This window comes from Cellulomonas sp. PS-H5, from assembly GCF_019265565.1.
Taxonomy (GTDB): Bacteria; Actinomycetota; Actinomycetes; order Actinomycetales; family Cellulomonadaceae; genus Cellulomonas.
In genome coordinates, this window is the sequence record NZ_JAHVCI010000006.1 from 14,053 (window position 1) to 40,036 (window position 25,984).

Annotated in this window: 20 protein-coding genes; 12 read left to right on the top strand and 8 right to left on the bottom strand. The window is 75.7% G+C overall.

Features of this window, described 5'->3' with window-relative positions; all coding sequences use genetic code 11:
* Position 1 precedes the first annotated feature (1 nt).
* A complete protein-coding gene (locus J5O08_RS04245) occupies positions 2 to 535 on the top strand; it encodes a hypothetical protein (RefSeq protein ID WP_308281337.1) in 534 nt (177 codons plus the stop codon).
* A 145-nt stretch (positions 536 to 680) separates the two neighbouring features.
* Here J5O08_RS04245 and J5O08_RS04250 read toward each other — a convergent pair whose 3' ends face one another.
* The 3 genes from J5O08_RS04250 to J5O08_RS04260 form a co-directional block, all read right to left on the bottom strand.
* Positions 681 to 2,450 (bottom strand): bifunctional diguanylate cyclase/phosphodiesterase, encoded by a 1,770-nt coding sequence (locus J5O08_RS04250; RefSeq protein WP_218705607.1) that lies wholly within the window; start codon positions 2,448 to 2,450, stop codon positions 681 to 683.
* 141 nt (positions 2,451 to 2,591) lie between these two features.
* Positions 2,592 to 3,152, bottom strand: a complete 561-nt coding sequence (locus tag J5O08_RS04255) for a GNAT family N-acetyltransferase (RefSeq protein ID WP_218705609.1) — start codon at positions 3,150 to 3,152, stop codon at positions 2,592 to 2,594.
* Between the two features lie 5 nt (positions 3,153 to 3,157).
* Positions 3,158 to 4,627 (bottom strand): NAD-dependent succinate-semialdehyde dehydrogenase, encoded by a 1,470-nt coding sequence (locus tag J5O08_RS04260; protein WP_218705611.1) that lies wholly within the window; start codon positions 4,625 to 4,627, stop codon positions 3,158 to 3,160.
* Positions 4,628 to 4,710: 83 nt separating this feature from the next.
* Here J5O08_RS04260 and J5O08_RS04265 point away from each other — a divergent pair, with 83 nt between their 5' ends.
* Complete coding sequence (locus J5O08_RS04265) at positions 4,711 to 5,526, top strand: thymidylate synthase (protein WP_218705613.1); 816 nt, start codon at positions 4,711 to 4,713, stop codon at positions 5,524 to 5,526.
* Between the two features lie 21 nt (positions 5,527 to 5,547).
* Here J5O08_RS04265 and J5O08_RS04270 read toward each other — a convergent pair whose 3' ends face one another.
* Together J5O08_RS04270 and J5O08_RS04275 are read right to left on the bottom strand one after the other, a co-directional pair.
* Positions 5,548 to 5,868, bottom strand: coding sequence for an AzlD domain-containing protein (locus J5O08_RS04270; protein WP_218705614.1), 321 nt, complete (start codon positions 5,866 to 5,868; stop codon positions 5,548 to 5,550).
* Entirely contained in the window at positions 5,865 to 6,632 is a 768-nt protein-coding gene (locus J5O08_RS04275; protein ID WP_218705615.1) for an AzlC family ABC transporter permease, read from the bottom strand. The genes J5O08_RS04270 and J5O08_RS04275 overlap by 4 nt, the downstream gene beginning before the upstream one ends.
* Before the next feature lie 214 nt (positions 6,633 to 6,846).
* Here J5O08_RS04275 and J5O08_RS04280 point away from each other — a divergent pair, with 214 nt between their 5' ends.
* The 6 genes from J5O08_RS04280 to J5O08_RS04305 all read left to right on the top strand — a co-directional run bounded on the left by J5O08_RS04280 (position 6,847) and on the right by J5O08_RS04305 (position 13,709).
* The gene (locus J5O08_RS04280) at positions 6,847 to 7,803 is read left to right on the top strand and encodes a carbohydrate ABC transporter permease (protein WP_147793832.1); all 957 of its coding nucleotides are present in this window, start codon (positions 6,847 to 6,849) and stop codon (positions 7,801 to 7,803) included.
* Positions 7,800 to 8,732 (top strand): carbohydrate ABC transporter permease, encoded by a 933-nt coding sequence (locus J5O08_RS04285; protein ID WP_217614600.1) that lies wholly within the window; start codon positions 7,800 to 7,802, stop codon positions 8,730 to 8,732. The genes J5O08_RS04280 and J5O08_RS04285 overlap by 4 nt, the downstream gene beginning before the upstream one ends.
* Before the next feature lie 113 nt (positions 8,733 to 8,845).
* Positions 8,846 to 10,207 (top strand): ABC transporter substrate-binding protein, encoded by a 1,362-nt coding sequence (locus J5O08_RS04290; RefSeq protein WP_217614601.1) that lies wholly within the window; start codon positions 8,846 to 8,848, stop codon positions 10,205 to 10,207.
* On the top strand, positions 10,204 to 11,016 hold the full coding sequence (locus tag J5O08_RS04295) for a glycerophosphodiester phosphodiesterase family protein (protein ID WP_218705616.1): 813 nt from the start codon (positions 10,204 to 10,206) through the stop codon (positions 11,014 to 11,016). Before J5O08_RS04290 ends, J5O08_RS04295 begins: the two co-directional genes overlap by 4 nt.
* A gap of 80 nt (positions 11,017 to 11,096) precedes the next feature.
* A complete protein-coding gene (dapA, locus tag J5O08_RS04300) occupies positions 11,097 to 12,011 on the top strand; it encodes a 4-hydroxy-tetrahydrodipicolinate synthase (protein WP_218705617.1) in 915 nt (304 codons plus the stop codon).
* Positions 12,012 to 12,023: 12 nt separating this feature from the next.
* A complete protein-coding gene (locus tag J5O08_RS04305) occupies positions 12,024 to 13,709 on the top strand; it encodes a ribonuclease J (RefSeq protein ID WP_218705618.1) in 1,686 nt (561 codons plus the stop codon).
* Between the two features lie 180 nt (positions 13,710 to 13,889).
* Here J5O08_RS04305 and J5O08_RS04310 read toward each other — a convergent pair whose 3' ends face one another.
* A complete protein-coding gene (locus tag J5O08_RS04310) occupies positions 13,890 to 15,065 on the bottom strand; it encodes a DNA glycosylase AlkZ-like family protein (protein ID WP_218705619.1) in 1,176 nt (391 codons plus the stop codon).
* A 147-nt stretch (positions 15,066 to 15,212) separates the two neighbouring features.
* Here J5O08_RS04310 and J5O08_RS04315 point away from each other — a divergent pair, with 147 nt between their 5' ends.
* The 4 genes from J5O08_RS04315 (at position 15,213) to J5O08_RS04330 (ending at position 19,804) form a co-directional block, all read left to right on the top strand.
* Positions 15,213 to 17,969 (top strand): DNA translocase FtsK, encoded by a 2,757-nt coding sequence (locus J5O08_RS04315; RefSeq protein WP_218705620.1) that lies wholly within the window; start codon positions 15,213 to 15,215, stop codon positions 17,967 to 17,969.
* 100 nt (positions 17,970 to 18,069) lie between these two features.
* The gene (gene pgsA, locus J5O08_RS04320) at positions 18,070 to 18,687 is read left to right on the top strand and encodes a CDP-diacylglycerol--glycerol-3-phosphate 3-phosphatidyltransferase (RefSeq protein ID WP_218705665.1); all 618 of its coding nucleotides are present in this window, start codon (positions 18,070 to 18,072) and stop codon (positions 18,685 to 18,687) included.
* A gap of 104 nt (positions 18,688 to 18,791) precedes the next feature.
* Complete coding sequence (locus J5O08_RS04325; RefSeq protein WP_218705667.1) at positions 18,792 to 19,253, top strand: CinA family protein; 462 nt, start codon at positions 18,792 to 18,794, stop codon at positions 19,251 to 19,253.
* Positions 19,254 to 19,468: 215 nt separating this feature from the next.
* Positions 19,469 to 19,804 carry a helix-turn-helix domain-containing protein gene (locus J5O08_RS04330; RefSeq protein ID WP_147796863.1) on the top strand — a complete coding sequence of 112 codons (336 nt, stop codon included), beginning with the start codon at positions 19,469 to 19,471 and terminating at the stop codon, positions 19,802 to 19,804.
* Between the two features lie 218 nt (positions 19,805 to 20,022).
* On the opposite strand, the gene J5O08_RS04335 is transcribed toward J5O08_RS04330, so the two are convergent.
* Complete coding sequence (locus tag J5O08_RS04335) at positions 20,023 to 20,832, bottom strand: Fpg/Nei family DNA glycosylase (protein ID WP_218705621.1); 810 nt, start codon at positions 20,830 to 20,832, stop codon at positions 20,023 to 20,025.
* A 65-nt stretch (positions 20,833 to 20,897) separates the two neighbouring features.
* Complete coding sequence (locus J5O08_RS04340) at positions 20,898 to 25,982, bottom strand: DEAD/DEAH box helicase (RefSeq protein WP_218705622.1); 5,085 nt, start codon at positions 25,980 to 25,982, stop codon at positions 20,898 to 20,900.
* Positions 25,983 to 25,984: the final 2 nt, after the last annotated feature.

Sequence of the window (25,984 nt, forward strand, 5' to 3'; positions counted from 1 at the left end):
GGTGGAGGAGCCCCGGGAGCCCGCCGGCACGCCCGCGCCGGCGTCGCCCGCGCGGCGCCGCACCGGCCTGGTCGCGGCGATCGCCCTGACCGCGCTGCTCGGCCTCTACCTCTGGCTGGTCGCGGGCCGGGCCGTCGCGCTGATCCGCACCGGCGAGCCGGTCGGCGTCGGCCTCGGCGCGGCGTTCGCGCTGCTGCCGCTGCTGGTGCTGGGCCTGGTGGCGCGCGAGTGGCTGCTCGCCGTCGACGTCCAGCGCATGGCCGACACGCTCGCCGCCCGCGGGGAGCTGCCGGTCGACGACCTGCCGCGCAGCCCGGGCGGCCGGATCGACCGCGCCGCGGCGGCCGGCCAGTTCGAGGCGGCCCGCGCGGAGGCGGAGGCGGCGCCCGACGACGACTGGGGCACCTGGTACCGGCTGGCGTTCGCCTACGACGCGGCCGGCGACCGCAAGCGCGCCCGCGCCGCGCTGCGCCACGCGTCCCGCGTGCACCGCGGCCGCGCGCGGGCGGGCGAGGAGCCCCGCGGCCTGTCCTGACCCCGGGGCCGCCCGTTGTACCCCGGCCGTCGCGGCCCTCGAGTGGAGCGTTCTGCCCGACACACCCCGGCGTGTCGGGCAGAACGCTCCACTCGTCTCCGGTCGGGGGCTGACGGGGATCCGCCCGCCGCACCGCGCCGCGGCCTCAGGCCGGCGTCAGGTACGCGCGCAGCGCCTCCGCCGGCATCGGGCGCGCCACCAGGAACCCCTGAACCAGCGGCACCCCCGCGGCCCGCAGCGCGTCGAGCTGTGCGTCGGACTCGACGCCCTCGGCGACGACGGTCATGCCCTGCTCCACGGCCATCCGGTGCACGAGCTCGACCAGCAGCGCGTCCAGCGGGTCGTCGAGCATCCCCGCCACCACCGACCGGTCGATCTTGAGCACGTCGACCGGCAGCCGCGACACCTGCCGCAGCCCCGACATGGCGCCGCCCAGGTCGTCGAGGGCGATCGGCACCCCGGCGTCCCGCAGCGCGTCGAGGGCGCCGAGCGCCCTGGCGACCTGCGCCTCGGTCGCGGCCTCGGACAGCTCGAGGCGCACGCCGTCGTGCGGCGTGCCCGACGCGTCCAGCACCCGGAGCACCCGGTCGGCCAGCAGCGGCTCCTCCAGGGCGGCGGGGGACAGGTTCACGTTCACCACGGCCGGGGCGTCGTCGCCGAGCTCGGCGCGCCACGCGGCCCGGTCGGCGCACGCGCGCTCGAGGACCCAGAGGTCGAGCTCGAGCGCCAGGCCCGACCGGGCGGCGCGGTCGAGCGGCACCACCGGGCCGGCCAGCCGGCCGTCGGCGTCCCGGGACCGCAGCAGCGCCTCGACCTCGCGCACCGAGCCGTCGGCCGTGCCCGCGATCGGCTGGTAGTGCACCTCGAGGGCCGCCAGGTCGAGCCCCGGCAGCGCCGCGAGCCCGGCGAGCCCGACCGGCCCCGCGCCCGGACCGGCGCCCGGGCCCGCGTCCGCGCCGGCCATGCGCACCCGGTCGCCGCCCGCCTTCTTCGCGCCGTACATCGCCAGGTCGGCCTCGCGCAGCAGCCGGTCGTGGTCGACGAGCGCACCGGCGCCGAGCGCCAGGCCGACGGACACCCGGGAGTGCGCGGGCACCGGGAGGCCCGGGTCGTGGGCGGCGATCGCGGAGCGCAGCACCTCGCCGAGGTCCAGCGCGCGCACCCGCCAGGTGTCGTCGGGGGTCTGCGGGGGCAGCAGGCGGGCGAGCGCGAACTCGTCGCCGCCCAGCCGCCCGACCACGTCGCCGGGCTCCGCCGAGGCCGCCAGCCGGGTCGCGACGGAGTGCAGCAGCGCGTCCCCGAACGAGTGGCCGAGGGTGTCGTTGACCTCCTTGAGCCGGTCCAGGTCGAGGAACGCCAGGACGACGGCGCCGCCGTCCTCGCGCGCGGCCGCGCAGAGCTCCCGGAGGCCGTCGACGAACCGGGCCCGCGAGGTCACGCCGGTGAGGTGGTCGTGCGAGGCCTCGTGCGCGAGCTCCGCGGCCAGCGCCTCCATCAGCGTCGTCGGGTCGAGGATCCCGACCGGGCTGCCGTCCGCCCCGGTGACCATCATGTCCTGGTAGCCGTCGCCGCCGACCAGCCGCTCGGCCGCCTCCGTCAGCGAGGCGCGGACGTCGACCCAGGGCACCTCCCAGCGCGCGACGTCCGCGACCGGCCGGCGCCCCCACAGCGACCGGCCGAAGCCGTACCTGCCGGTCATCGTGGTGAGGAAGTCTTTGCGGGCGACCATCCCGTAGGGGCCGCCCACCTCGCGCGGGGCGACGAGGACGGACGAGCCCGTCCACCGGGTGCGGAAGCCGACGTCCACCGCCTCGCAGGAGTCGGTCGGGGCGACGACGACGGGCGCGGAGACCAGGTCGGACAGCAGCCGGCCGCGGTCGGCGCGCCGCCAGGGCGCGCGGGTCTGGGGGGACACGCCCGCACGATCGCCCGGCGCGCTCGTGACCTGAGGCGTCGCCACGCCCCGTCGTCGGCTGTTCGCGCGTCGTTCACCGCGGGCCGCCCGTCCGGGTGACGCCGCCACCCGGACGGGCGCGGCCGACCACGCGGCGCCGGGTCAGATGCTGGCGCCCCAGAGGTGCTCGGTGATCTCCCGCGGGTCGTCCTGCTCGCCGAGCACGCGGGTCGCGCCGACGTCGCCGAGGCCGGCCGACCCGAGGAACTGCTCGCGCGCGGTGTCCCCGGCGACGACCCAGGTCTGCACGCTGGTCGCCCGGTCCTCGTCCCGCAGCAGGTCGACGACGGCCGCGAGCAGCCGGGAGCCGTGGCCCAGCCGCCGCTCGTCGGGGTCGACCTCGAGCGCGAGGATCTCGCCGCCCGGGGTGTCGTCGCCGGACCCGGGCGGCGCGGTGACGGGCGCGACCGAGGCGAACCCGACGAGCCGCGGCCCGTGCATCGCGACCAGCACGCGGTAGCCGCGGCCCGGGGGCGAGGCGATCGCCGCGGACCACTGGTCCGTGATCCGCGCGAGGTCGACGCGGTCCAGCACCTCCTCGCCGACGAGGTCCCCGAGCGTCGCCCGCCAGGCGGCGAGCTGGACGGCCGCGACGGCGCCCTCGTCCCCGGGGACGGCGGGTCGGACGGAGACGTCGGCCGTGGCGGCGAGCAGGGGGTCCATGCCGGTCACAATGCCACGTACACCGGCTCCAGGTACTCCTCGATGCCGGCCTCGCCGCCCTCGCGCCCGATGCCGGACGACTTCACGCCGCCGAACGGCGCGCTGGCGTCGGAGACCATCCCCCGGTTGACGCCGAGCATCCCCGCCTCGACGCCCTCGGCCAGCCGCATGACCCGGTCGACGTCCTTCGTGTACGCGTAGGCGACCAGGCCGAACTCGGTCGCGTTCGCCAGCCGGAGGCCGTCGGCCTCGTCGCCGAACGTCACGACCGGGGCGACCGGGCCGAAGATCTCCTCCCGCACGGCGCGGGCGTCCTCGGGCACCCGGTCGAGCACGGTCGGCGGGTAGAAGTACCCGCGCCGGCCCGGTCGCTCGCCGCCGGTCCGCACCCGGGCCCCGTCGTCCGCCGCCTCCGTGACCAGCTCCTCCACCCGGTCGACCGCGGCCTTCTCGATGAGCGGGCCGACCGCGACGTCCGGGGCGGTGCCGGGGCCCATCACGAGCCGCTCGAAGGCGGTCGTCAGCCGGTCGGCGAACTCCGCCGCGACGGGCTCCTGGACCAGGAAGCGGTTCGCGGCGACGCAGGTCTGCCCGGCGTTGCGCATCTTGGCGGCCACGGCCCCCTCGACCGCGGCGTCCAGGTCGGCGTCGGCGAACACCAGGAACGGCGCGTTCCCGCCGAGCTCCATCGAGGTGCGCAGGACGTTGTCGGCCGCCTGCTTGAGCAGCGACCGCCCGACCTCCGTCGACCCGGTGAACGACAGCTTGCGCAGCCGGGGGTCGGCGATCACGGGCTCGGTGAGCTCGCGGGACGACGACGTGGGCAGCACGTTGATCACGCCGGCCGGCAGGTCGCGGGCGTCGAGCTCGGCCCGGACGATCTCGGCGAAGTACGCGGTGGTCAGCGGGGTCAGCTGCGCCGGCTTGATGACCACCGGGCAGCCGGCCGCGAGCGCCGGCGCGACCTTGCGGGTGATCATCGCGATCGGGAAGTTCCACGGCGTGATGAGCAGCGCCGGGCCGACGGGCCGCCGGAGCACCAGCTGGTGGTGCGTGCCCGCGGGCGCCCGGCGGGTCAGGCCGCCGAGGCGCACCGCCTCCTCGGAGTACCAGCGCACGAACTCGGCCGCGTACTGCACCTCGGCGCGCGCCTCCGCCAGCGGCTTGCCGCCCTCGGCGGTGATGAGCGCCGCCAGGTCCTCCGCGCGGGCGACCATCGCGTCGAACACCGCGCGCAGCACGTCCGACCGCGTCCGCGGGGCGACCTCGCGCCACGCCGGGAAGGCGCGATGGGCCGCGTCGAGCGCCGCCAGGCCGTCCTCGGGCGTGGCGTCGGCCACCTCGAACAGCACGTCGGTGGTCGCCGGGTCGGCCACGGCGAACGTGCCCCGGCCGGTGGCGTGCCGCCACTCGCCGTCGATCAGCAGGCCGGTGGGCGTGTGGGCGGCGACGTACGGCGGCAGCGGCGAGGTCATGGGGCCCAGTGTCGACCCGGACCTCGCCGCGGGCGAGCGGCGCGGAGCCCGGGATCCGCGGGCCGGAACCCTACGATGGCCCCATGACGACGCCCGCCGGACCGATCGAGACGCCGTACGAGGACCTGCTCCGCCTGGTGCTGGAGACCGGCACCCCCAAGGCGGACCGCACCGGCACCGGGACCCGCAGCGTGTTCGGGCACCAGATGCGGTTCGACCTGCAGCTGGGGTTCCCGCTCGTCACCACCAAGCGCGTGTTCATGCGCGGCCTGACCGAGGAGCTGCTCTGGTTCCTGCGGGGCGAGCGCAACGCCCGCACGCTGCAGGAGAAGGGCGTGCACATCTGGGACGAGTGGGCGGCCGAGGACGGCGACCTCGGCCCGGTGTACGGCGTGCAGTGGCGGTCCTGGCCGACCCCCGACGGCGGCACGATCGACCAGCTGGCGCAGGTGCTCGACGGCCTGCGCCGCGACCCCGACTCCCGGCGGCACATCGTGTCGGCGTGGAACGTCGCGGACATCCCGTCGATGGCGCTCGCGCCGTGCCACGCGTTCTTCCAGTTCTACGTGGCCGACGGGAAGCTCTCCTGCCAGCTCTACCAGCGGTCCGCCGACCTGTTCCTGGGCGTGCCGTTCAACATCGCGTCCTACGCGCTGCTGACCCACATGGTCGCGCAGCAGGTCGACCTCGAGGTCGGGGACTTCGTGTGGACCGGCGGCGACTGCCACATCTACGACAACCACGTGGACCAGGTGCGCGAGCAGCTGACCCGGGACCCGTTCCCCGCGCCGACGCTGCGCCTCGAGCGCGCGCCGTCGCTGTTCGAGTACAGCTACGCCGACGTGACGATCGAGAACTACCAGCACCACCCGGCGATCAAGGCCCCGGTCGCGGTCTGACGCCCCCGGCCGCCCGGCGCGTCAGGGGACCCCGAGCCAGCGGAGCAGGGCCGCCGTCGCGGCGGCCAGCAGCACCACCAGCACGAACGGCGCGCGCAGCAGCAGGGCGATCGCGGCCACCGCGAGCGCGGCCAGCCGCGCGTCCAGCACGAGGGCGCCGTCGGTCGTCGCCGTCTGCACCGCGACCAGCGCGGCCAGCAGCGCAGCCGTCACCAGCGCCGCGGTCCGGACGACCCGGGGCCGCTCGAGCAGCGCACGGGGGATCAGGTGCCCGGCGACCTTGGTCGCGAGCACGACGACCGAGGCGGCCAGCACGGCCCACCACACCGCGAGCCGGCTCACGGGGTCACCGCCGGGGCCGCGTCGTCCTCGTCGCCCCCGCGGACGCGCCCGACGCCGCCCCCGCCGTCGAGCACCCCCACGACCACCGCCAGCGCGGCGGCCGCGAGCACCGGCACCCCGGCCGGCGCCACCGGCGTGAGCGCCAGCGCCAGCAGGGCGGCCGCCACGGCCACGACGCGCACGGTCCGGGTCGCGCGCCGGTCGTCGCCGGACAGCCGCGGCCACAGCAGCGCGAGGAACGCCGCCCCGGCCGCCGCGTCCAGCCCGTACCGCCGCGGGTCGCCCAGCGCGTCGCCGAGCAGCGCGCCCAGCAGCGAGAACGCGTTCCACAGCACGAACACGCCGGCGCCGGTCCACCAGAACCCCGCGCGGGTCGCGGCCCGGGTCGGCTGGGCGGTCGCCACCGCCGTCGACTCGTCGATCGTCAGGTGCGCCGCGAGCACGCGCCGCCAGCCGGACGCGCCCAGCAGCGGGGCCACCTGCACCCCGTAGAGCCCGTTGCGCGCCCCGAGCAGGCCCGCGGTCGCCACGACCGCCCCGATGCCCCCGCCGGCACCCACGACGCCCACCGCGGCGAACTGCGAGCCGCCGCTGAACATCAGCAGGCTCAGCGCCATCGTCTGCGGGACGTCGAGGCCCGCGGCGACCGACAGCGCGCCGAACGAGACGCCGTACAGCCCGGTGGCCACCGAGACGGACAGGGCGGTGCGGACGGCCGACCGGACAGCGGGGTCGGACCGGTCCGCGGGGGAGCGTGCGGGCACGCGACGAGGGTAGGACGTCCCGGCCGGGGGGTCGGGCGGGCGTCCACCCGCTGACCGCCCGGTGACGCCGCGGAACCCCAGGTGAACGACCCGGGAAGCCTTGCGGAACGCACCCCGGGAAGGGTCGTCCGGGGTGGCGCGGCCGGGGCAGGGTGTCCAGGGCCGGCGACGGAGCGGGCCAGCACCTGCCCCCTCGTGAAGCGGACTCCTCCCCGTGACCTCTGCCGACGTCCTCGCCCCGCCACCGGTGGCCGCCCCCTCGGGCGCCACAAGGCAGCGCGGTGCACTCCAGTCGCGCCGCCGCCGGTCGGCGCTGCTGTGGTTCCTCCTGCTGGCCGGGCCCAACGTGGCCCTGCTGCTGGTGTTCGTCTACCGGCCGCTGATCCAGTCGTTCTACCTGTCCACGCTGCAGTGGAACCTCGGCTCGCCCGTCGCCCGCAACATCGGGCTGGGCAACTACGTCGAGCTGTTCACCTCGCGGAACTTCACGCAGGTCGTGACGACGACGGTCGTGTTCACGATCGCGACCGTCGGCGGCGCCATGCTGCTGGGCCTCGGCCTGGCGGTGCTGCTCAACCAGAAGCTCCGCGGCCGCGGCTTCGCCCGCACCGTCGCGTTCGCGCCGTACGTGCTGTCGGGCTTCGCGGTCGGCATCCTCTGGCTGTTCATCTTCGACCCGCGGTACGGCCTGATGCGCGAGGTGCTGAGCTGGGTGGGGGCCTCCTCGCCCCAGTGGTACACCCAGCGCCCCTGGCCGCTGGTGATGGTGATCATCGTCTACCTCTGGAAGAACCTCGGGTACGTCGCGCTGATCTACCTGGCCGGCCTGCAGTCGGTCCCGCAGGACCTCAAGGACGCGGCGGCCCTCGACGGGGCGTCGTCGTTCCGGACGCTGCGGTCGATCATCCTGCCGCTGCTCACCCCGACGTCGTTCTTCCTGCTGGTCACGATGATGCTGGCCTCGCTGCAGTCGTTCGACATCATCAAGGCGATGACCCAGGGCGGCCCGCTCGGGTCGACCACGACGCTCATGTACTCCGTGTACCAGGAGAGCTTCGTCAACGGCCGTGCGGGCTACGCCTCCGCCGTCGCCACCGTCCTGTTCCTCGTGCTGCTGGCGGTCACCGCGGTGCAGATGCGGTTCGTTCAGCGGAAGGTCCACTACGCATGAGCGTCCTGACGCCCCGTCGCCCGGCCGAGGGCGCCGCGCCGACCACCCCGCCCGCGGCGCCCACCGGGCGCGACGTCCGGCCCACGGCCGCGTCGTCCCGCCCGGGCCGCCGGCAGCGCCCGCACGTCGGCAGCTACGTCACGATGGTCCTCGCGACGATCGTGCTCGGCGCCCCGCTGATCTGGATGCTGCTCGCCAGCCTCAAGACCTCCCAGGAGCTGTACCAGTTCCCGGTGCAGTGGCTGCCCGGCGCGCCCAGCCTGGACAACTACGCCCAGGCCGCCGACACCGTGCCGCTCGGCCGGCTGCTGCTGAACAGCGTCGGCCTGACCGTGGTCGGCGCCGGCCTCAAGGTGGTCCTCGGCCTCACCTGCGCCTACGCGCTGGTGTTCCTGGAGTTCCCGTTCAAGAAGGTCGTGTTCGGGCTGGTCATCGCCACCCTGATGATCCCGCCGCAGGTCACGATCATCCCGAACTACACCCTGGTCGCCGAGCTCGGCTGGCTGAACACCTACCAGGGCATCCTCGTGCCCGGCCTGGCCAGCGCGTTCGGCACCTTCCTGTTCCGCCAGCACTTCCTGACGCTGCCGGGCTCGATCCTCGAGGCCGCGGAGCTGGACGGGGCCGGCCACTGGCGCAAGCTGTGGCGGTTCGTGGTCCCGATGAGCACGCCGACCATCGCGGCGGTCACCCTCGTGTCCGTCGTCACCGAGTGGAACGACTACCTCTGGCCGTTCCTGGTCATCGACCGCGCCGACAAGATGACGCTGCCGATCGGCCTCACCCTGCTGCAGAACATCGACGGCCTCACTAACTGGGGCGTCCTGCTGGCCGCCACGGTCGTCGTGACCCTGCCGATCCTGCTCGTCTTCCTCGTCCTGCAGCGCCGGCTCGTCGCCGGCCTCACCGCGGGCGCCGTCACCGGCTGACCCGCCCCCGAGACGTGGCCGGTCCGCCGGCCGCCTGAGACGGCCGCGCCCCCGCGCGCCCGTCAGCCCCCGAGCGCCGCGACGCGGCGCGAGACCCCCGAAGGAGCACCACCGTGTCCCACCCCCGCAGGCGCCGCCGCAGCACCGTGGCCATCGCCGCTGCCGTCGCCGGCACGACGCTCGCGCTCACGGCGTGCGGCGGCCCGTCGACCGCCGCCTCGTCCGACGAGTCCGCGGCCGCCGAGGCGACCGACTGGTCGCAGGTCGAGCCCGCGTCCGAGATCACCTGGTGGAGCAACCACCCCGGCCAGTCCCAGGCCGTGGAGGAGCAGCTCATCGCCGACTTCGAGGCCGAGAACCCGGACATCAAGGTCAACCTGGTGACCGCCGGCGCCAACTACGACGAGGTCGCCCAGCGCTTCCAGGCCGCCTCGCAGACCGACGAGAAGCCCGACCTGGTCATCGCGTCCGACGTCTGGTGGTTCCGCTACCACCTGAACGACCAGATCATGCCGCTGGACGACGTCTTCGAGGCGATCGACGCCGACGCGGACGACTTCCAGCAGGGCCTGTACGGCGACTACGAGTACGAGGGCCAGCACTGGGCCGCGCCGTACGCGCGCTCCACGCCGCTCTTCTACTACAACAAGGACATGTGGGCCGCGGCCGGCCTGCCCGACGAGGGCCCGGAGTCCTGGGAGCAGCTCCAGGAGTGGAGCACCGCGCTCGAGGCCCAGGTCCCCGCGGAGGGCTCGCCCTTCGGCCTGTCGCTCGGCACCTCCTGGTCCGCCTGGTGGTTCGAGAACATGATCTGGGGCCAGGGCGGCGAGTACTCCGACGAGTTCGACGTCACGCTCGACTCCGAGGAGTCGCTGGCCGGCGGCGAGTTCCTCCGCGGCCTGTTCCACGGCGACGACGCGATCGCCACGGTCTCGGCGGACGACTCGATGGCGGACTTCGCGTCCGGCCTCATCGCCTCGACCATCGGCTCGACCGGCTCGCTGAAGGGCGCGCTGGACGCGGCGTCGTTCGAGGTCGGCACGGCCTACCTGCCCGACGGTCCGGCCGGCGGCGGCACGCCGACCGGCGGCACCGGCCTCGCGATCTCCTCCTCCAGCACCCCGGAGAAGCAGCTCGCCGCCGCGATGTTCCTCGAGTTCCTCACGAACACCGAGAACACCGCGACGTTCTCCCAGGCCACCGGCTACATGCCCGTGCGCACCTCGGCCGTCGAGTCCGACACCATGAAGGCCGTGTACGAGCAGTACCCGCAGTTCCGCACCGCGGTCGACCAGCTGGCGGAGAAGGCGCGCCCGCAGGACTACATCCGCGTGTTCGTGCCGGGCGCCGACGCGCTGCTCACCGACGCGATCGAGCAGATCGTCCTCGAGGGCACCGACCCGGCCGAGGCGTTCGGGTCGGTCACGCCGCAGATCGAGACGGCGTACACCGAGAACGTCGAGCCGTACCTGTGACCGGAACCGTCACCGGTCCGGCCGCCGGGGCCGCCCTTTCGGGCGGCCCCGGCGCCGGGGCGCCCGCGGTCGTCGCGCACCGCGGCAACTCCGCGGTCGCCCCGCAGAACACGCTCGCCGCGTTCGAGGCGGCGTGGCGCGCCGGGGCGCACAGCATCGAGATCGACATCCAGCCGACGGCCGACGGCGAGGTCGTGGTGATCCACGACGACACCGTCGACGCCACCACGGACGGGCAGGGCGTCGTCACCGAGATGACGCTCGACGCGGTGCGCGCGCTGGACGCGGGCTCCTGGTTCGCGGCCGCCTACGCCGGGCAGCGGGTCCCGACGTTCGCCGAGGTGCTGGACCTGATGGTCCGCCGCCCGGGCATCGACCTGCTGCTCGAGCTCAAGGGCGCCTTCACGGTCGAGCAGGTGCGGCCCGTCACCGACGCGATCCGCGTGGCCGGGCTGGCGGACCGGGTGATCGGGCAGTCGTTCTGGCCGGAGTCCGTGCGGGCGCTCGCGGCGGCGGACCCCGACCTGCGCCGGGGGCTGCTGATCTTCCAGGTGCCGGAGGACGGCGGGGTCGACGAGGTGGTCCGCGTCGCGGGCGAGCTCGGCGTCATGACCGTCAACCCCTACGGCCCGCTGCTGGTCGAGCACCCGGACCTGGTCGCGCGGCTGCACGCCGCCGGCCTGCAGGTCCAGGTCTGGACGCTCAACGAGCCCGAGCACTGGGCCGCCGCGGTGGCGCTCGGCGTCGACGCGGTCATCACCGACCGCCCCGACCGCCTGGCCGGCTGGCTCGCGGCCCGCGCGTCCTGAGCGCACCCCCGCCCCGCGCGGGGGCCGGTCACCCCGGACGGGTGCGACCGGCCCCGGCGCGGGGCGGTACCGTGGAGGCCATGCTCCCCGCCACCCCGTCGCGTCCCTTCGGCGCGGTGCTCACCGCGATGGTGACGCCCATGCGGGAGGACGGCTCGGTCGACCTCGACGCCGCCGTCTCCCTCGCCACGCACCTCGTGGACCACGGGCACGACGGCCTGGTGCTCAACGGCACCACCGGGGAGTCGCCCACCACGCACGCGCCCGAGAAGGCCGACCTGGTCCGGGCCGTCGTCGACGCCGTGGGGGACCGGGCGACGGTCGTCGCCGGCGCCGGGTCGAACGACACGCTGCACGCCGTCCGGATGGCCGAGCAGGCCGCCGAGGCCGGCGCGGACGGCCTGCTGGTCGTCGCGCCCTACTACTCGCGCCCCTCGCAGCCCGGCCTGGTCGCGCACGTGACCGCCGTCGCCGACGCGACGCCGCTGCCCGTGATGCTCTACGACGTGCCCGGCCGCACCGGCGTCCGGTTCGCGCACGAGACGCTGGTCGAGCTCGCGCAGCACGACCGCGTCGTCGCGATGAAGGACGCCACCGGCGACCTGTACGGCGCCGCGAAGGCCGCCGCCGCGACCGGGCTCGCCTGGTACTCCGGCGACGACTCGCTCTACCTGCCGTTCCTGGCGCACGGCGCCGCCGGCATCGTCAGCGTGGTCGGCCACGTCGCCGGCCCGCAGCTCGCCGCGGTCACCGCGGCCCACGACGCGGGCGACCACGCCCGCGCGCTCGAGATCTTCCTGTCGATCGCACCGGCGATCGACGCGCTCAACGGCCGGGGTTTCCAGGCGGTCGCGGCCAAGGCCGCCGTCTGGTCCCTCGGCCTGATCCCGTCCCGACACCTGCGGCTGCCCAACGTCGCCGCGTCGGACGAGGACGTCGAGGCGGTGCGCGCGGGCCTTGCTGCCGCGGGCATCGCCGGCGTCCTGTCCGCCTGAAACAGGAGAAGCATGTCCCACCCGCACCCCGACCTCGCCCTGCCGCCCGCCCTGCCCGAAGGGGGCCTGCGCATCGTGGCCCTCGGCGGCCTCGGCGAGGTCGGCCGCAACATGGCCGTCCTCGAGTACGGCGGCCGCCTGCTCATCATCGACTGCGGCGTCCTGTTCCCCGAGGACCACCAGCCCGGCGTCGACCTGATCCTCCCGGACTTCGGCTACATCGCCGACCGCATGGACGACGTCGACGGCATCGTGCTCACCCACGGGCACGAGGACCACATCGGCGCCGTGCCCTACCTGCTGCGCCTGCGCCAGGACATCCCGCTGATCGGCTCGCAGCTGACCCTCGCGTTCGTCGAGGCCAAGCTCAAGGAGCACCGGATCACCCCGCTGACCCACGCGGTCAAGGAGGGCCAGACCGAGCAGATCGGCGCGTTCTCCTGCGAGTTCGTCGCGGTCAACCACTCGATCCCCGACGCGCTGGCCGTCGCGGTCACCACCGGCGCGGGCACCGTGCTGCACACCGGCGACTTCAAGATGGACCAGCTCCCGCTGGACGGCCGGATCACCGACCTGCGCGCGTTCGCGCGGCTGGGGGAGAAGGGCGTCGACCTGTTCATGGTCGACTCCACCAACGCCGAGGTGCCGGGCTTCGTCAGCCCCGAGCGCGAGATCGGCCCGGTGCTGGACAACGTGTTCGCCACCTCCGCGCGCAGGATCGTCGTCGCGTCGTTCTCCTCGCACGTGCACCGCGTGCAGCAGGTCCTCGACGCCGCCGCCGCGCACGAGCGCAAGGTCGCCCTGGTCGGCCGCTCGATGATCCGCAACATGACGATCGCCGCCGAGCTCGGCTACCTCAAGGTGCCGGACGGCGTCCTGGTCGACGCCAAGCGCCTCGACGACGTGCGGGACGACGAGCTCGTGCTCATGTGCACCGGCTCCCAGGGCGAGCCGATGGCCGCGCTGTCCCGCATCGCCAACAACGACCACAAGATCTCGGTGGGCCCCGGCGACACCGTCATCCTCGCGTCGTCGCTGATCCCCGGGAACGAGAACGCGGTGTACCGCGTCATCAACGGCCTGACCCGGCTCGGGGCGCGCGTCGTGCACGGCGGCAACGCCAAGGTGCACGTCTCCGGCCACGCCAGCGCCGGCGAGCTCCTGTACTGCTACAACATCCTGCGGCCCCGCAACGTCATGCCGGTGCACGGCGAGGTCCGGCACCTCGTCGCCAACGGCGCGCTGGCCGTGAAGTCCGGCGTCCCGGCCGACCGCGTCGTGCTCGCCGAGGACGGCGTGGTCGTGGACCTGGTCGACGGCCGGGCCTCCGTCGTCGGCGCCGTGCCCTGCGGGTACGTGTTCGTGGACGGCTCGTCGGTCGGCGGCATCACCGAGGCCGACCTCAAGGACCGCCGCATCCTCGGCGACGAGGGCTTCATCTCGATCTTCGCCGTCATCAGCTCCACCGACGGCAAGGTGCTCGGCAAGCCGCAGATCCTCGCCCGCGGCGTGGCCGAGGACGACAAGGTGTTCGACGCGATCCTGCCGGACGTCACCGCGGCCCTCGAGGACGCGGCGCGCGGCGGGGCGGTCGACACCCAGCAGCTGCAGCAGGTGGTGCGGCGCGTGGTCGGGCGCTGGGCGTCCAACCGCCTGCGTCGCCGGCCGATGATCATCCCGGTGGTCGTGGAGGCCTGAGCCTCCCGGCCCCGCCCGGACGGCCCGGGCGCGCGACCCCGCGGGGTGCGCGCGCCCGGGCCGTCGGCGCGTCCGGGTGATCGCGGGTTCGGTGGTCCCAGCCGAGCTCGGTGCCAGGAGCCACCGAACTCGGCTCGGAGGTCCGAACCCGACGCGCGGGCGCGGGCGCGTCGCGCGCGGTCAGGCGGGGTCGGCGCCGCGGAAGGCCCCGAGGCGCTCGTGCTGCTCCGCCACGGCCCGCTCCAGGGCCGCGTCCCACGGCACCCAGGGCTCGAGCTCCAGCGCCAGCCGCCGGCCCCGGGCGCGCGGGCGCCAGGTGCCGACGACCGCACCGTCGGCCAGCACGGCCCCGGGGCGGCCGAGCACCGGCCACAGCGCCTTCGCCCGCGCGGGCTCGGGGACGAGGACGTGCCGGTCGCGGGCCTGGAGGAACAGGTCGTAGGGGCCGAGCAACCGGACGACGGGCGCGCCGGCGGTGCTGCCGCCGTCCGCCCCGTCCGCCGCGCCGAGCAGCGCGGGCAGGTCGTCCGCCAGCACCGACGCCGCGGCGCCGTCCACCTCGACCGGCACGGCGTCGACCGGCCAGCGGCGCTTCACGTCGGCGACCGGCGCGTCGAGGAACGCGGCGACGTCCTTCGCGGTCGCCGGGCCGAGCAGGTGCAGCACCCCGCGGACGAGGTCGTGCGCGCCGTCGTCCGCCGGGTCCCCGGCGGGGTCCGCGTCGCCCGCCTCCCGGTCGACCGCTCCCACCTGGGCGGCCGGGAACCCCGGCGACCGCCGCAGCACCGGGGGAGAGGTGCCCGGCTCCAGCTCCAGCCCGGCGTGCAGCGCGCCGAGCCGGAAGGGCATCTCGAACATGTGGGTCGCCCCGCAGGGCCGGCACCAGCGCAGGTACGGCTCGTCCAGCTCGGCGGTCATGCGCGTGGAGAGCGCGCCCTTGCCGGTGGGTGCGTCGACGACCGCGTGCATCGTGCGCGCGACGTGCCCGAGCGCGTCGGTCGGCCGGATCCCCGCGGCCCGCAGCGGCTTCGCGGCGTCGTAGATCCGCTTCCCGGCGTCGGCGTCGGAGTACGGCCGCAGCGCGCGCTGCACGGCGGGCAGGTCGGCGCGGCGGTAGGCGTGCGGCGCGCCGCGGACGCTCCACGCCACCGCGAGGTCCTGCGGCCACGAACCCGCCCGGACCGGTACCCCGCGCAGCGCCAGCGCCCAGAGCGCCCCGTCCGGCCCGGTGTCCTGCACCCCGGCGTCCAGCACGGCCGCGTCGGTCGCGGCGCGCGCGGCGTCCGGCGCGCGGTCGAGCTGCTGCGCGCGGACGCGGTACCGGCGGACCTGGTCGGCGCTGACGCGGTGCTCCATGGACCGAGCGTCCCACCGGGCGCCGACACCCGTCGCGTGTCGGTCTGCCGCCCGCGCCGCGCATCGCCCGTGGTGAGCGTCACCGACACGCACCCCACCGGCGCGGGCTCCCGGCCCGGCACGCAGGTGGCGGCTACCGTGAGGACCATGGCCGCCCGTCCGTCCTCCACCGCCACCCGTGCGGCTGCGCCGTCGTCGCGCGCCCGCACCGCGGCACCGGCGGCGCGCGCGTCCGGCTCCGGCTCCCGCGGCTCCGCCAGGAACGCCGCACCGCCTCCGCCGCCCCGACCCGCGCTGCCGATCCGGATCGTCCGCGGCATCTGGATGGGCTGCGCCCACGTCGTCGGCGGCGCCGCCCGCCGGGTCGGTCACGGCGCGCGCGACCTCGACCCCGCGCTGCGCCGCGACGGCGCCGCGTTCTTCCTCATCGCCCTCGCGATCGTGGTCGCCGCCCGCGAGTGGTGGGGCCTGGACGGCATGGCGGGCGACGCCGTGCACGTCGTGGTCGCCGGGACGTTCGGCCGGGTCTCCGTCGCGGTCCCGGTCGCCCTGGTCGGCATCGCGATCCGGCTGATGCGTCATCCCGAGCGGAACCAGGCGAACTCCCGGATCAGCATCGGCCTGACCGCGATCACGCTCGCGGCGTGCGCGCTGGTGCACGTCCAGCAGGACCTGCCCGCGCCGTCGGGCGGGTTCGAGGCCGTCCGGGACGCGGGCGGCATCGTCGGCTACCTCGTCGGTACGCCGCTGGTGAGCCTGGTGACCGCGTGGGCGGCCGTGCCGCTGCTGGTGCTGCTCGCGTTCTTCGGCGTGCTGGTCGTCACCGCGACGCCGGTGAACCAGATCGGCCCCCGGCTGCGCGGGGTCTACGACCGGCTCACCCGCAACCACCGCGACGAGGACGAGGTCGAGGACGACGACGCCCCGCTGGTGATCAACGCCGGGCACACCGCGGTCGAGGAGCCCCCGGCCAAGCCGTCGCGCCGGAAGCTGATGGACCGGCTCAAGAAGCGCGCGGCGGCCGACCCCGACGACCCCGACACGCTGGACGGCTACGCCGGCGACGAGGCCTTCGAGCGCGCCGCGTACGTGGAGCGGATGCGTCGCGAGGAGGAGGACGCCACGGCGGTCCTCGACGCGGAGGACGCCGGCGAGGACGACGTCGTGGCCCCGAGCACCGCCCCGACGCAGGCCGTCACGGCGGTCGGTGCGACCTCCGCCGCCGCGGAGGCCCCCGCGCCGCGCCCGGACCCCGTCGCCCCGCCCACCACGGGCGTGCCCCGTGGCGAGCAGCCGATGCTCGGCGGCGACGTGCTCTACACGCTCCCGGACGAGAACGCGCTCGCGAAGGGCGCCCCGCACAAGGTGCGCTCGGCCGCGAACGACCGCGTGGTCGAGGCGCTGACCGGCGTCCTGGAGAACTTCGAGATCGACGCCCAGGTCACCGGGTTCACCCGCGGACCGACCGTCACGCGCTACGAGGTCGAGCTCGGCAAGGGCGTGAAGGTCGAGCGGGTCACGGCGCTGAGCAAGAACATCGCCTACGCCGTCGCGTCCGCGGACGTGCGCATCCTGTCGCCCATCCCCGGCAAGTCGGCCATCGGCATCGAGATCCCGAACACGGACCGCGAGACGGTGTCGCTCGGCGACGTGCTCCGGTCGAGCGCGGCGCGCCGCTCCGAGCACCCGATGGTGATCGGCGTCGGCAAGGACGTCGAGGGCGGCTACGTCACGGCGAACCTCGCGAAGATGCCGCACATGCTCGTCGCCGGTGCGACCGGTGCCGGTAAGTCGTCGTTCGTGAACTCGATGATCGTGTCGGTGCTCATGCGCGCCACGCCGGACCAGGTCCGCATGGTGCTGGTCGACCCGAAGCGCGTCGAGCTGACGATCTACGAGGGCATCCCGCACCTCATCACCCCGATCATCACCAACCCGAAGAAGGCCGCCGAGGCCCTCGAGTGGGTGGTGCGGGAGATGGAGGCGCGGTACGACGACCTCGCGATGTTCGGGTTCAAGCACATCGACGACTTCAACGTCGCGGTCAAGGCCGGCAAGGTGAAGCCGCTGCCGAGCTCCGAGCGGAAGATCGCGCCGTACCCGTACCTGCTCGTGATCGTCGACGAGCTCGCCGACCTCATGATGGTCGCCCCGCGCGACGTCGAGGCCTCGATCCAGCGGATCACCCAGCTCGCCCGCGCTGCCGGCATCCACCTGGTGCTCGCGACGCAGCGCCCGTCGGTCGACGTGGTCACCGGCCTGATCAAGGCCAACGTGCCGTCCCGGCTGGCGTTCGCGACGTCCTCGCTGACCGACTCCCGCGTCGTGCTCGACCAGCCCGGCGCCGAGAAGCTGATCGGCCAGGGCGACGCGCTGTTCCTGCCGATGGGCGCCGCGAAGCCGATGCGCACCCAGGGCGCCTGGGTCTCCGAGTCCGAGATCCACGCCGTCGTCGCGCACGTGAAGCAGCAGCTGAAGCCGATCTACCGCGAGGACGTGACGGTCACCGCCGCCAAGAAGCAGGTGGACGAGGACATCGGCGACGACCTCGACCTGCTGCTGCAGGCCGCGGAGCTCGTCGTCACATCGCAGTTCGGCTCGACGTCGATGCTTCAGCGCAAGCTGCGCGTCGGGTTCGCCAAGGCCGGCCGGCTCATGGACCTGCTCGAGTCCCGCGAGATCGTCGGCCCGTCCGAGGGGTCGAAGGCGCGGGAGGTGCTCGTGCAGCCGGACGACCTGCCCGGCACCCTGGCGATGCTGCGCGGCGAGCCGGAGCCGGGGGGCTCGGGCGGCGGCGACGCGGGGTCGGCCGGTGAGGACCGGTACGCCGCGCCCGAGGGCCGGATGCCCGGCGAGCCGCCCGAGGCCGTCGACTACTACGACGACGCCGACGACCTTCGCTGACGCACCGCCCGAGGTCGTTGGGGGTCGACGCGGGCGCGACGTCCGGGCCGTGGTCCGCGCCCGCTGCCCGTAGGCTGTCGGGGTGAGCCGCCCTTCGCCGATGAACGTCGCCAACGTCGTGACGGTGCTGCGCATCGCCGTCGTGCCGTTCTTCGCGTGGGCCCTGCTGGTCGACGGCGGCCAGGACCCGCGCTGGCGCTGGGTCTCCGCGGGGATCTTCGCCCTCGCCGCCGCCACCGACCGGCTCGACGGCTACCTGGCGCGGCGGCTCGGCCTGGTCACGGACCTCGGCAAGCTGCTCGACCCGATCGCCGACAAGGCGCTGATCGGCACCGCGCTCGTCGGGCTGTCCTGGATCGGCGACCTCAGCTGGTGGGTGACCGGCGCGATCCTCGTCCGGGAGATCGGCATCACCGTGATGCGGTTCTTCCTCCTCAAGTACCTGATCCTGCCCGCGTCGCGCGGCGGCAAGATCAAGACGGTGCTGCAGTCCCTCGCCGTGGGGCTGTTCCTGCTGCCGCTGTCCGAGCTGCCGACCGCGGTGCTCGTCGTGGCGAGCGTGCTCATGGGCGCAGCGGTGGTCGTCACCCTGGTCACCGGGGCCGACTACGTGCGGACGGCCGTGCGGGTGCACCGCGAGCACGTCGCGGGTGGGGCGGACGCGACCCGGCACGCCGCGGCCACCGGGACGACGTCCCCGCACGGCGACCCGGCGTGACGACGGGGGCCGGCGGGTCGGGCCCGGCGCCGCACCCCGGGGGCGTCGCGTCCGGCGAGCCCGACGGCCCGGCAACGGCGGCCACCGCGGAGTCGGCCACTGCGGTGCTCGACGCGCTGCGCGGGCGCGGCTGGACGGTCGCCACCGCCGAGTCGCTCACCGGCGGCCAGGTCGCCGCCACCCTGGTCGACGTCCCCGGCGCCTCCCGGTCCTTCCGCGGCGGCGTCGTCGCCTACGCGACCGACGTCAAGGGCACGGTCCTCGGCGTCGACGCCGACCTGCTCGCGGAGCACGGGGCGGTGCACCCCGAGGTGGCCCGGCAGATGGCCGAGCGCGTCCGCGACGTCGTGGGGTCGGACGTGGGGCTCGCGACCACCGGCGTCGCCGGCCCGAACCCGCAGGACGGGTTTTCACCCGGGACGGTGCACGTGGCCGTCGCGACCCCCGAGCGGACGGTCGTCCGCACCCTCGACCTGCCCGGCGACCGCGCCGCGATCCGGGCCGCCACCTGCGCCGCGGTGCTCCGGGAGGCGCTCTCCGCGGTGCGGCCCGGCGGTGCCGCCTGACCCCCGGGAACACCGGGGGTCGTGCAGGCGTTGTGGAGATCGTGATGAACACCAGGCCCACCAGCCGTCCCGGCGCTGCCCGTCAGGGGAGCGCACTGTACGGTGGGAGCCTCCCCACGCGGGGCCACAAGGGTGCCGCCGTCGTCCGGCCCGCTGCTGCGGGTCAGCAGACGGCGCGGCAGGAGCAGGATCGGGACATGAGAGGGGGACGCCAGATGGTCGTGTTGCGCCGAGAGATCGGTGACGTGCTGCGGGATGCCCGCCAGCGGCAGGGACGCACCCTGCGCGAGGTGTCCTCCGCCGCCCGGGTGTCGCTGGGCTACCTCAGCGAGGTCGAGCGGGGTCAGAAGGAGGCGTCGTCGGAGCTGCTCGCGAGCATCTGCGAGGCGCTCGACGTGCCCATGTCGCTCGTGCTGCGCGAGGTGAGCGACCGCATCGCCGTCGCCGAGGGTCTGCTGATCCCCGACACCGTCCCGGTCGACCTGGCTTCGGCCCTGGGCGGCCAGGACAGCACCTGGCGCCGACGCCCGGAGCTCGCCCCGGTCGGCTGACCGCGGGGGAAACCCACCCCAGACACCGACGACGCCCGGTCGTCCCGCCCTTCGCTCGGCGGGAGGCCGGGCGTCGTCGCGTCTTCGGGACCGCGTGAGTGGGCTCGAGTGGAGCGTTCTGCCCGACACGCCGGTGCGTGTCGGGCAGAACGCTCCACTCGTGTCCGGGCGCGGTGCCCCGGAGGTGGACCGAGGCAGACGCGGTCGGCGCGGGTGCGTCAGGGCGCCGGGGCCGGCAGGCGCTGGCAGACGCCGCAGAAGTACGCCGGCCGCTCCGTCGGCGGGTGCCCGGCCAGGCCGCGGCGCACCGGGGCGCCGCACCGCCGGCACGGCTCCTTGAGCCGCCCGTGCACCCAGGTCTCCCGCCCGCGGTAGACCTCCCCGGTGGTCGACGGCGAGGACGACCCGACCGAGCGCTGCATGATCGCCCGCGCCACCCGGAGCAGCCGGGACGGGTCGGCCACCTCGTCGGCGGGGGTCCACGGCCAGATCTTCTCGAGGAACAGCGAGTCGGCCATGTAGATCGTGCCGATGCCGGCGACCACCGTCTGGTCGAGCAGCACCTCGCACACCGGCGTCGACCCGCGCGCGGCCCACCGGCGGAGCGTCTCGGGCAGCCCGGCGGTCTCGAAGTCGTCGGCCAGCAGGTCGGGACCCAGGTGGCCGATCAGGGTGTGCTCGTCGCGGGTGGGGACGACGTCGAGCATGCCGATGAGCTCGCCGACCGCGGTCCAGGTCTCGTTGGCCAGCACGGCGCGGACGTGCGGCGCGCCGGCCCGGGCGCCGGGCGAGCCGGTGCGGGCGATCCGCCAGGACCCGTCCATGCGCAGGTGGGTGTGCAGGGTGCGGCCGTCGTCGAACCGGGTGAGCAGGTGCTTGCCGTAGGACTTCGTGCCGAGGACCGTGCGGCCGACCAGGTCGACGGTCGCGGCGGTGGGCCAGCGCAGGTCGCTGCGGACGAGCACCCGTCCGGCCAGGGCCTCGTCGAGCCGCCGGGCGGTGCGCGCCAGGATGTCGCCCTCAGGCACCGGCCGTCACCGCCCGGTCCGGGCGGCTCGGTCGCCCCGGGTCCGCGACGTGGCCACGCGCGGCGTCACCGCGCGCTCCGCAGCCGGATGCCCCGCGGCGTCGGCGCGAAGTCGGCGAGCGCGAGCGCCCGGCCCAGTGCGGTCGACTCCAGCCCGCCGGTCAGCAGCTCCTCGCCGTCGGCGCGCACCAGCGTGATCCGGCCGAGCCGCCCCTCGCGCACGGTCTCGGCCAGCCGCGCGGTCGCCAGCCGGAGCGCGGTCTCGTCCTCGGTGAACGTGAGCACCGTGCGCCCGCCGCGCTCCAGGTAGAGCGCCAGCACCCCGTCGACGAGCACGACCACCGCGCCGGCCTTCCGCCCGGGCCGGTGCCCGGTGGGCGCGTCGGCGCGGACCGGCCACGCGAGAGCGGCGCCGTACGGGTTGGCGGGGTCGGTCGCGGCGAGGAGGACGACGGAGCGGTCGGCGTCGGCCGGGACGGACTGCTCGGCGATCCGCTCGATCTGCCGGGCCTCCGCGCGCAGCTGGTCGACGGCCCCGGGGAGCGCGAACTGCGAGCCGCCCAGGTGCTCGACGAAGTACCCGCGCCGCACCTGCCCCTGCTGCTCGAGCGCGGCGAGCACCCGGTACACGGGAGCGAACTGCCCGGCGACGCCCTCGGCGGGCGCGACCGCGCGGGTCAGCACGCCGTGCCGGTCGAGCAGCTGCGCGGCCAGGGCGTGCGCGCGGCGGGTGGGGTCCTGCTCGCGGGACGGCAGGATCGACCAGCGGCCGCCCGCCTCGCCGCCCGAGGTCGCGAGGCCGCCGCCGAGCCCGCCCAGGCCGCCACCCGCGAGCCCCGCGGACCGGAGACCCACCCCGCTGCCGCGCAGGCTCGGCCGCCCGCCGAACCGGCCGCCGCCCATCGTGAGCTGTCGCGCGCGGGACGGCGGCGCCGAGGCGGTGGTCTTGTGGGTCGTCTTCCCGCCGGCCAGCCGCGCCCGCAGCGGCGCCAGGCCGTCGTTGGTGACGAGCCCGGCCCACACCAGGTCCCAGAGCGCGTCGACCAGCGCGGCCTGCGACGGCGGCGACTCCGGCAACGCCTCGGCCACCCGCGACCCCAGGGCGCCGACGAAGTACGCGCCGCCGCCGCGCAGCGCCTCGACCAGCGCGCGGTGCAGCGCGGTGTCCAGGTGCTCGGGCGGAGGTGCCGGCTCGGAGCCCGGCGCGGTCAGCAGCGGCAGCGTGAGGTCGGCGGTCGCGGCGAGGTGCAGGCTGACGAGTCCGTCCTTGCCGGGCAGCGTGCCGTGCCCGGCCCACAGCACCTCGCCGGACGCGGTCAACTCGTCCAGGAGCGCGGGGCTGTAGTCCGGCACCCGGGCGGGCAGCACGAGCGACTCCAGGGCGGACGCGGGCACCACGGCGCCCGCCAGCTGCTCGACCGCGCGCGCCAGCCCGTCGACGCCGCGCAGCGCCCCGGGCGCGGACCGGCCGATCGCGTGCTGCCAGGCCGGCAGGAACCGGCCGAGCGCCACCTGCGGCACGGGCTCGACCTCGGAGCGCAGCGCCGCGAGGGACCTGCGGCGCAGGGTGCGCAGCACGTCCGCGTCGCAGTACTCGTCGCCGACCCCGCCCAGCGCGTCGGGCCGGAGCCGGCCCTGGACGACGACGCCGGCCCGCTCGAGTGGCCGCAGCGCCGCCTGCACCACGGCGGTGCCGAGCCCGAACCGGGCGGCGACCTGGGCGGCGGTGAACGGGCCGTGCGTCCGGGCGTGCCGGCGCATGAGGTCGCCGAGCGGGTCGGGCAGCACCTCGGTGAACACCTCGGGCACCCCGACGGGCAGGGCGACGCCGAGGGCGTCCCGGAGCCGGCCGGCGTCCTCGACGGCGGCCCACTGCTCGGCGTCGGCGGGCGCGACGCCCGAGATCCGCACCCGGATGATCCGGCGCGCGTGCTCCAGGTCGGCGAGCCACCCGGCCACCTCGTCGCGCACGTCCTCGCGCGTCCGCGCCTCGACGCCCGCCAGCGCGAGCGGGCCGTGCCGGCGCAGCACGTCGGCGACCTGCTCGGCGGTGCGCGCCTGCCGGTCGGGGTCGGTGGCGGTGAGCTCGGCCTCGGTGCGGACGACCGCGTCGGGGTCGAGCAGGTCGGCGATCTGCGACCCGCCGCCGCCCCCCAGCAGCTCGTCCAGCAGCGTCGGGTCGAGCGTCAGGGCGGCGGCGCGGCGCTCGGCCAGCGGGGCGTCGCCGTCGTAGAGGAACTGCGCGGTGTAGCCGAACAGCAGCGACTGGGCGAACGGCGACGGCCGGGTCGTCGTCACCTCGACCACCCGCACCCGCCCGGCGGACACGTCCCGCATGAGCTCGACCAGCGCGTCGATGTCGAAGTCGTCCTGCAGGCACTCGCGCACGGCCTCCAGCAGGATCGGGAAGTCCGGGTACCGGGACGCGACGCTGAGCAGCTGCGCCGAGCGCTGCCGCTGCTGCCACAGCGGCTGCCGGCGGTCGGGCCGGCGGCGGGGGAGCAGCAGCGCGCGGGCGGCGGCCTCGCGGAACCGGGCGCCGAACATCGCGGAGCCGCCGAGCTCCTCGCGGACGGCGTCGGCGACCTCGTCGGGCTCGATCAGCAGGTCGGCCGCGTCGACGGGCGCCGCGTCGGTCAGGCCGCCGGGGCTCGACGGGGAGCCGTCGGCGGACCAGGAGTCGGGCGCGGTCCAGCCGAGCAGGTCGCCCACGGGGTCGGCGGTCGCCGCGAGCATGTCGGGCAGCCGGAGCACGATGCCGTCGTCGGCGTGCATCGCGGCGGCGTCCACGCCGAACCGCTCGCGCAGCCGCGCACCGAGCACCAGCGCCCACGGCGCGTGCACCCGGGCGCCGTACGGGGAGTGCACGACGACTCGCCAGTCGCCGAGCTCGTCGCGGAACCGCTCGACGACCACGGTGACGTCGCTCGGCAGCGTGCCGGTCGCGTCCCGCTGCTCGCGGAGGTAGCCGAGCAGGTTGTCGGCGGCCCAGGGGTCGAGCCCGGCCTCGGCGACCCGGGTGCGCGCGTCGGCGTCGGGCAGGTCGGCGACCTCCCGCGCCCAGGCGCCCATCGCGCGGCCGAGCGAGGCGGGCCGCCCCTGGGAGTCGCCCTTCCAGAACGGCAGCCGCCCGGGGACGCCCGGGGCCGGGGTGACGAGCACCCGGTCGGGGGTGATGTCCTCGATCCGCCAGGTGCTCGACCCGAGCGTGAACGTGTCGCCCACCCGCGACTCGTAGACCATCTCCTCGTCGAGCTCGCCCACCCGCTTGCCGCCGCGGGTGCGCCCGCCGGACCGCTCGGGGTCCACCGGCATGTCGGCGGTCTCGGAGCCGGACGCGAGGAACACGCCGTACAGACCGCGGTCCGGGATCGTGCCGCCGCTGGTCACGGCCAGCCGCAGGGCGCCGGGCCGGGCGCTGAGCACGTCGGTCGCGCGGTCCCACAGGATGCGCGGGCGCAGCTCGGCGAACTCCTCGCTCGGGTACCGGCCCGCCAGCATGTCGAGCACGGCGCGCAGCGTCGCGTCGCCGAGGGTCGTGAACGGCGCGGAGCGGCGCACGACCGCGGCCAGCTCGGTGACCGTCCAGTCCTCCTGCGCGACCATCGCGACGACCTGCTGCGCGAGCACGTCGAGCGGGTTGGTCAGCACGTGCAGCGGCTCGATCTGCCCGGCGCGCATCCGCAGCGCCGTGACCGCCGCGGGCACCAGGTCGCCGCGGAACGTCGGGAAGACGACGCCGTGCGACACCGCGCCGACCTGGTGGCCCGCGCGGCCGATGCGCTGCAGGCCGCTCGCGGCCGACGGGGGCGCGCCCACCTGGACCACCAGGTCGACCGCGCCCATGTCGATGCCGAGCTCCAGCGAGCTGGTCGCCACCACGGCGGGCAGCCTGCCGGCCTTGAGCTCGGACTCGGTGCGGGTGCGCTCCGCGCGGCTCATCGACCCGTGGTGTGCGCGCGCGATGATCGTCTCCGCGTCCCGGGCGTCCACGCCGACCGCGGTCCCGGACTGCGCGTTGGCCTGCGCGGCCCACAGCGTGCCGGGGTCCGGGACGTCCTCGCCCTGCCGCTCGGCCCACACCTCGTTCATCCGGGCGGTCAGCCGCTCGGCGCCGCGGCGGGAGTTGGTGAACACCAGCGTCGACCGGTGGTCGGCGACCAGGTCGACGACGCGCTCCTCGACGTGCGGCCAGATCGATGGGCGTGGCGCCCCGGAGCCGGCGGCCTGGCCGGTGAGGTCGGCCTCGCCCGGCGCGAGCGGCGGCAGCTCGTCGTCGACGACCGGCTTCGGCGCGGGCCCGCGCGCCTTGCCGTCGTCCGGCAGCGGCGCGCCGAGGTCCGTGAGGTCGGGCACCGGGACGACGACGTCGACCCGGATCTCCTTGGTCGACGGCGGCTGCACGACGACCACCTCGCGCCCGCCGTCCGCGGGGGCGCGGCCCCCGCTGAGGAACGCCGCGACCCGGTCGACCGGCGTGACGGTCGCGGACAGGCCGATGCGCTGCGCCGGGCCGGGTCCGTCGGGCCGGTCGAGCAGCGCGTCCAGCCGCTCGAGCGACACCGCGAGGTGCGCGCCGCGCTTGGTCCCGGCGACCGCGTGGATCTCGTCGAGGATCACCGTCCGCACGCCCGACAGCCCGGCCCGCGCGCCCGACGTCAGCACGAGGAACAGCGACTCGGGCGTCGTGATGAGGATGTCCGGCGGCTTCGTCGCGAACTGCCGCCGCTCGTTGGGCGGGGTGTCGCCGGTGCGGACGCCCACCTGCACGTCGGGCAGCGTGAGCCCACGGCGGGTCGCGGCCTGCCGGACGCCGACCAGCGGGGAGCGCAGGTTGCGCTCGACGTCGGTGGCCAGCGCCTTGAGCGGCGACACGTACAGCACCCGGCACCGCTGCAGCGGGTCGGCCTCGGCGTCGACGGGCTCCGCGGTGATCCGGTCGAGCGCCCACAGGAACGCCGCGAGCGTCTTGCCGGACCCCGTCGGCGCCACGACGAGCGCGTGCCGGCCGGTCGACACCGCGTCCCACGCGCCCGCCTGGGCGGCGGTCGGCTCGGCGAAGGCGCCGCGGAACCAGTCCTGCGTCGGCTCGGAGAACCGCCCGAGGACGTCGGCGCCGGTGGGGCCGCCGGCGGTCGGGGGAGGTGTCACCG

Bases quoted from the DNA above. Each gene is read 5' to 3' on its own strand.
- J5O08_RS04255 (WP_218705609.1), bottom strand. From the start codon at position 3,152: ATGGACCCCCTGCTCGCCGCCACGGCCGACGTCTCCGTCCGACCCGCC.
- J5O08_RS04260 (WP_218705611.1), bottom strand. From the start codon at position 4,627: ATGACCTCGCCGCTGCCGCCGTACGTCGCCGCCCACACGCCCACCGGC.
- J5O08_RS04265 (WP_218705613.1), top strand. From the start codon at position 4,711: ATGACGACGCCCGCCGGACCGATCGAGACGCCGTACGAGGACCTGCTC.
- J5O08_RS04285 (WP_217614600.1), top strand. From the start codon at position 7,800: ATGAGCGTCCTGACGCCCCGTCGCCCGGCCGAGGGCGCCGCGCCGACC.
- dapA (WP_218705617.1), top strand. From the start codon at position 11,097: ATGCTCCCCGCCACCCCGTCGCGTCCCTTCGGCGCGGTGCTCACCGCG.
- J5O08_RS04305 (WP_218705618.1), top strand. From the start codon at position 12,024: ATGTCCCACCCGCACCCCGACCTCGCCCTGCCGCCCGCCCTGCCCGAA.
- J5O08_RS04310 (WP_218705619.1), bottom strand. From the start codon at position 15,065: ATGGAGCACCGCGTCAGCGCCGACCAGGTCCGCCGGTACCGCGTCCGC.
- J5O08_RS04315 (WP_218705620.1), top strand. From the start codon at position 15,213: ATGGCCGCCCGTCCGTCCTCCACCGCCACCCGTGCGGCTGCGCCGTCG.
- pgsA (WP_218705665.1), top strand. From the start codon at position 18,070: ATGAACGTCGCCAACGTCGTGACGGTGCTGCGCATCGCCGTCGTGCCG.
- J5O08_RS04330 (WP_147796863.1), top strand. From the start codon at position 19,469: ATGGTCGTGTTGCGCCGAGAGATCGGTGACGTGCTGCGGGATGCCCGC.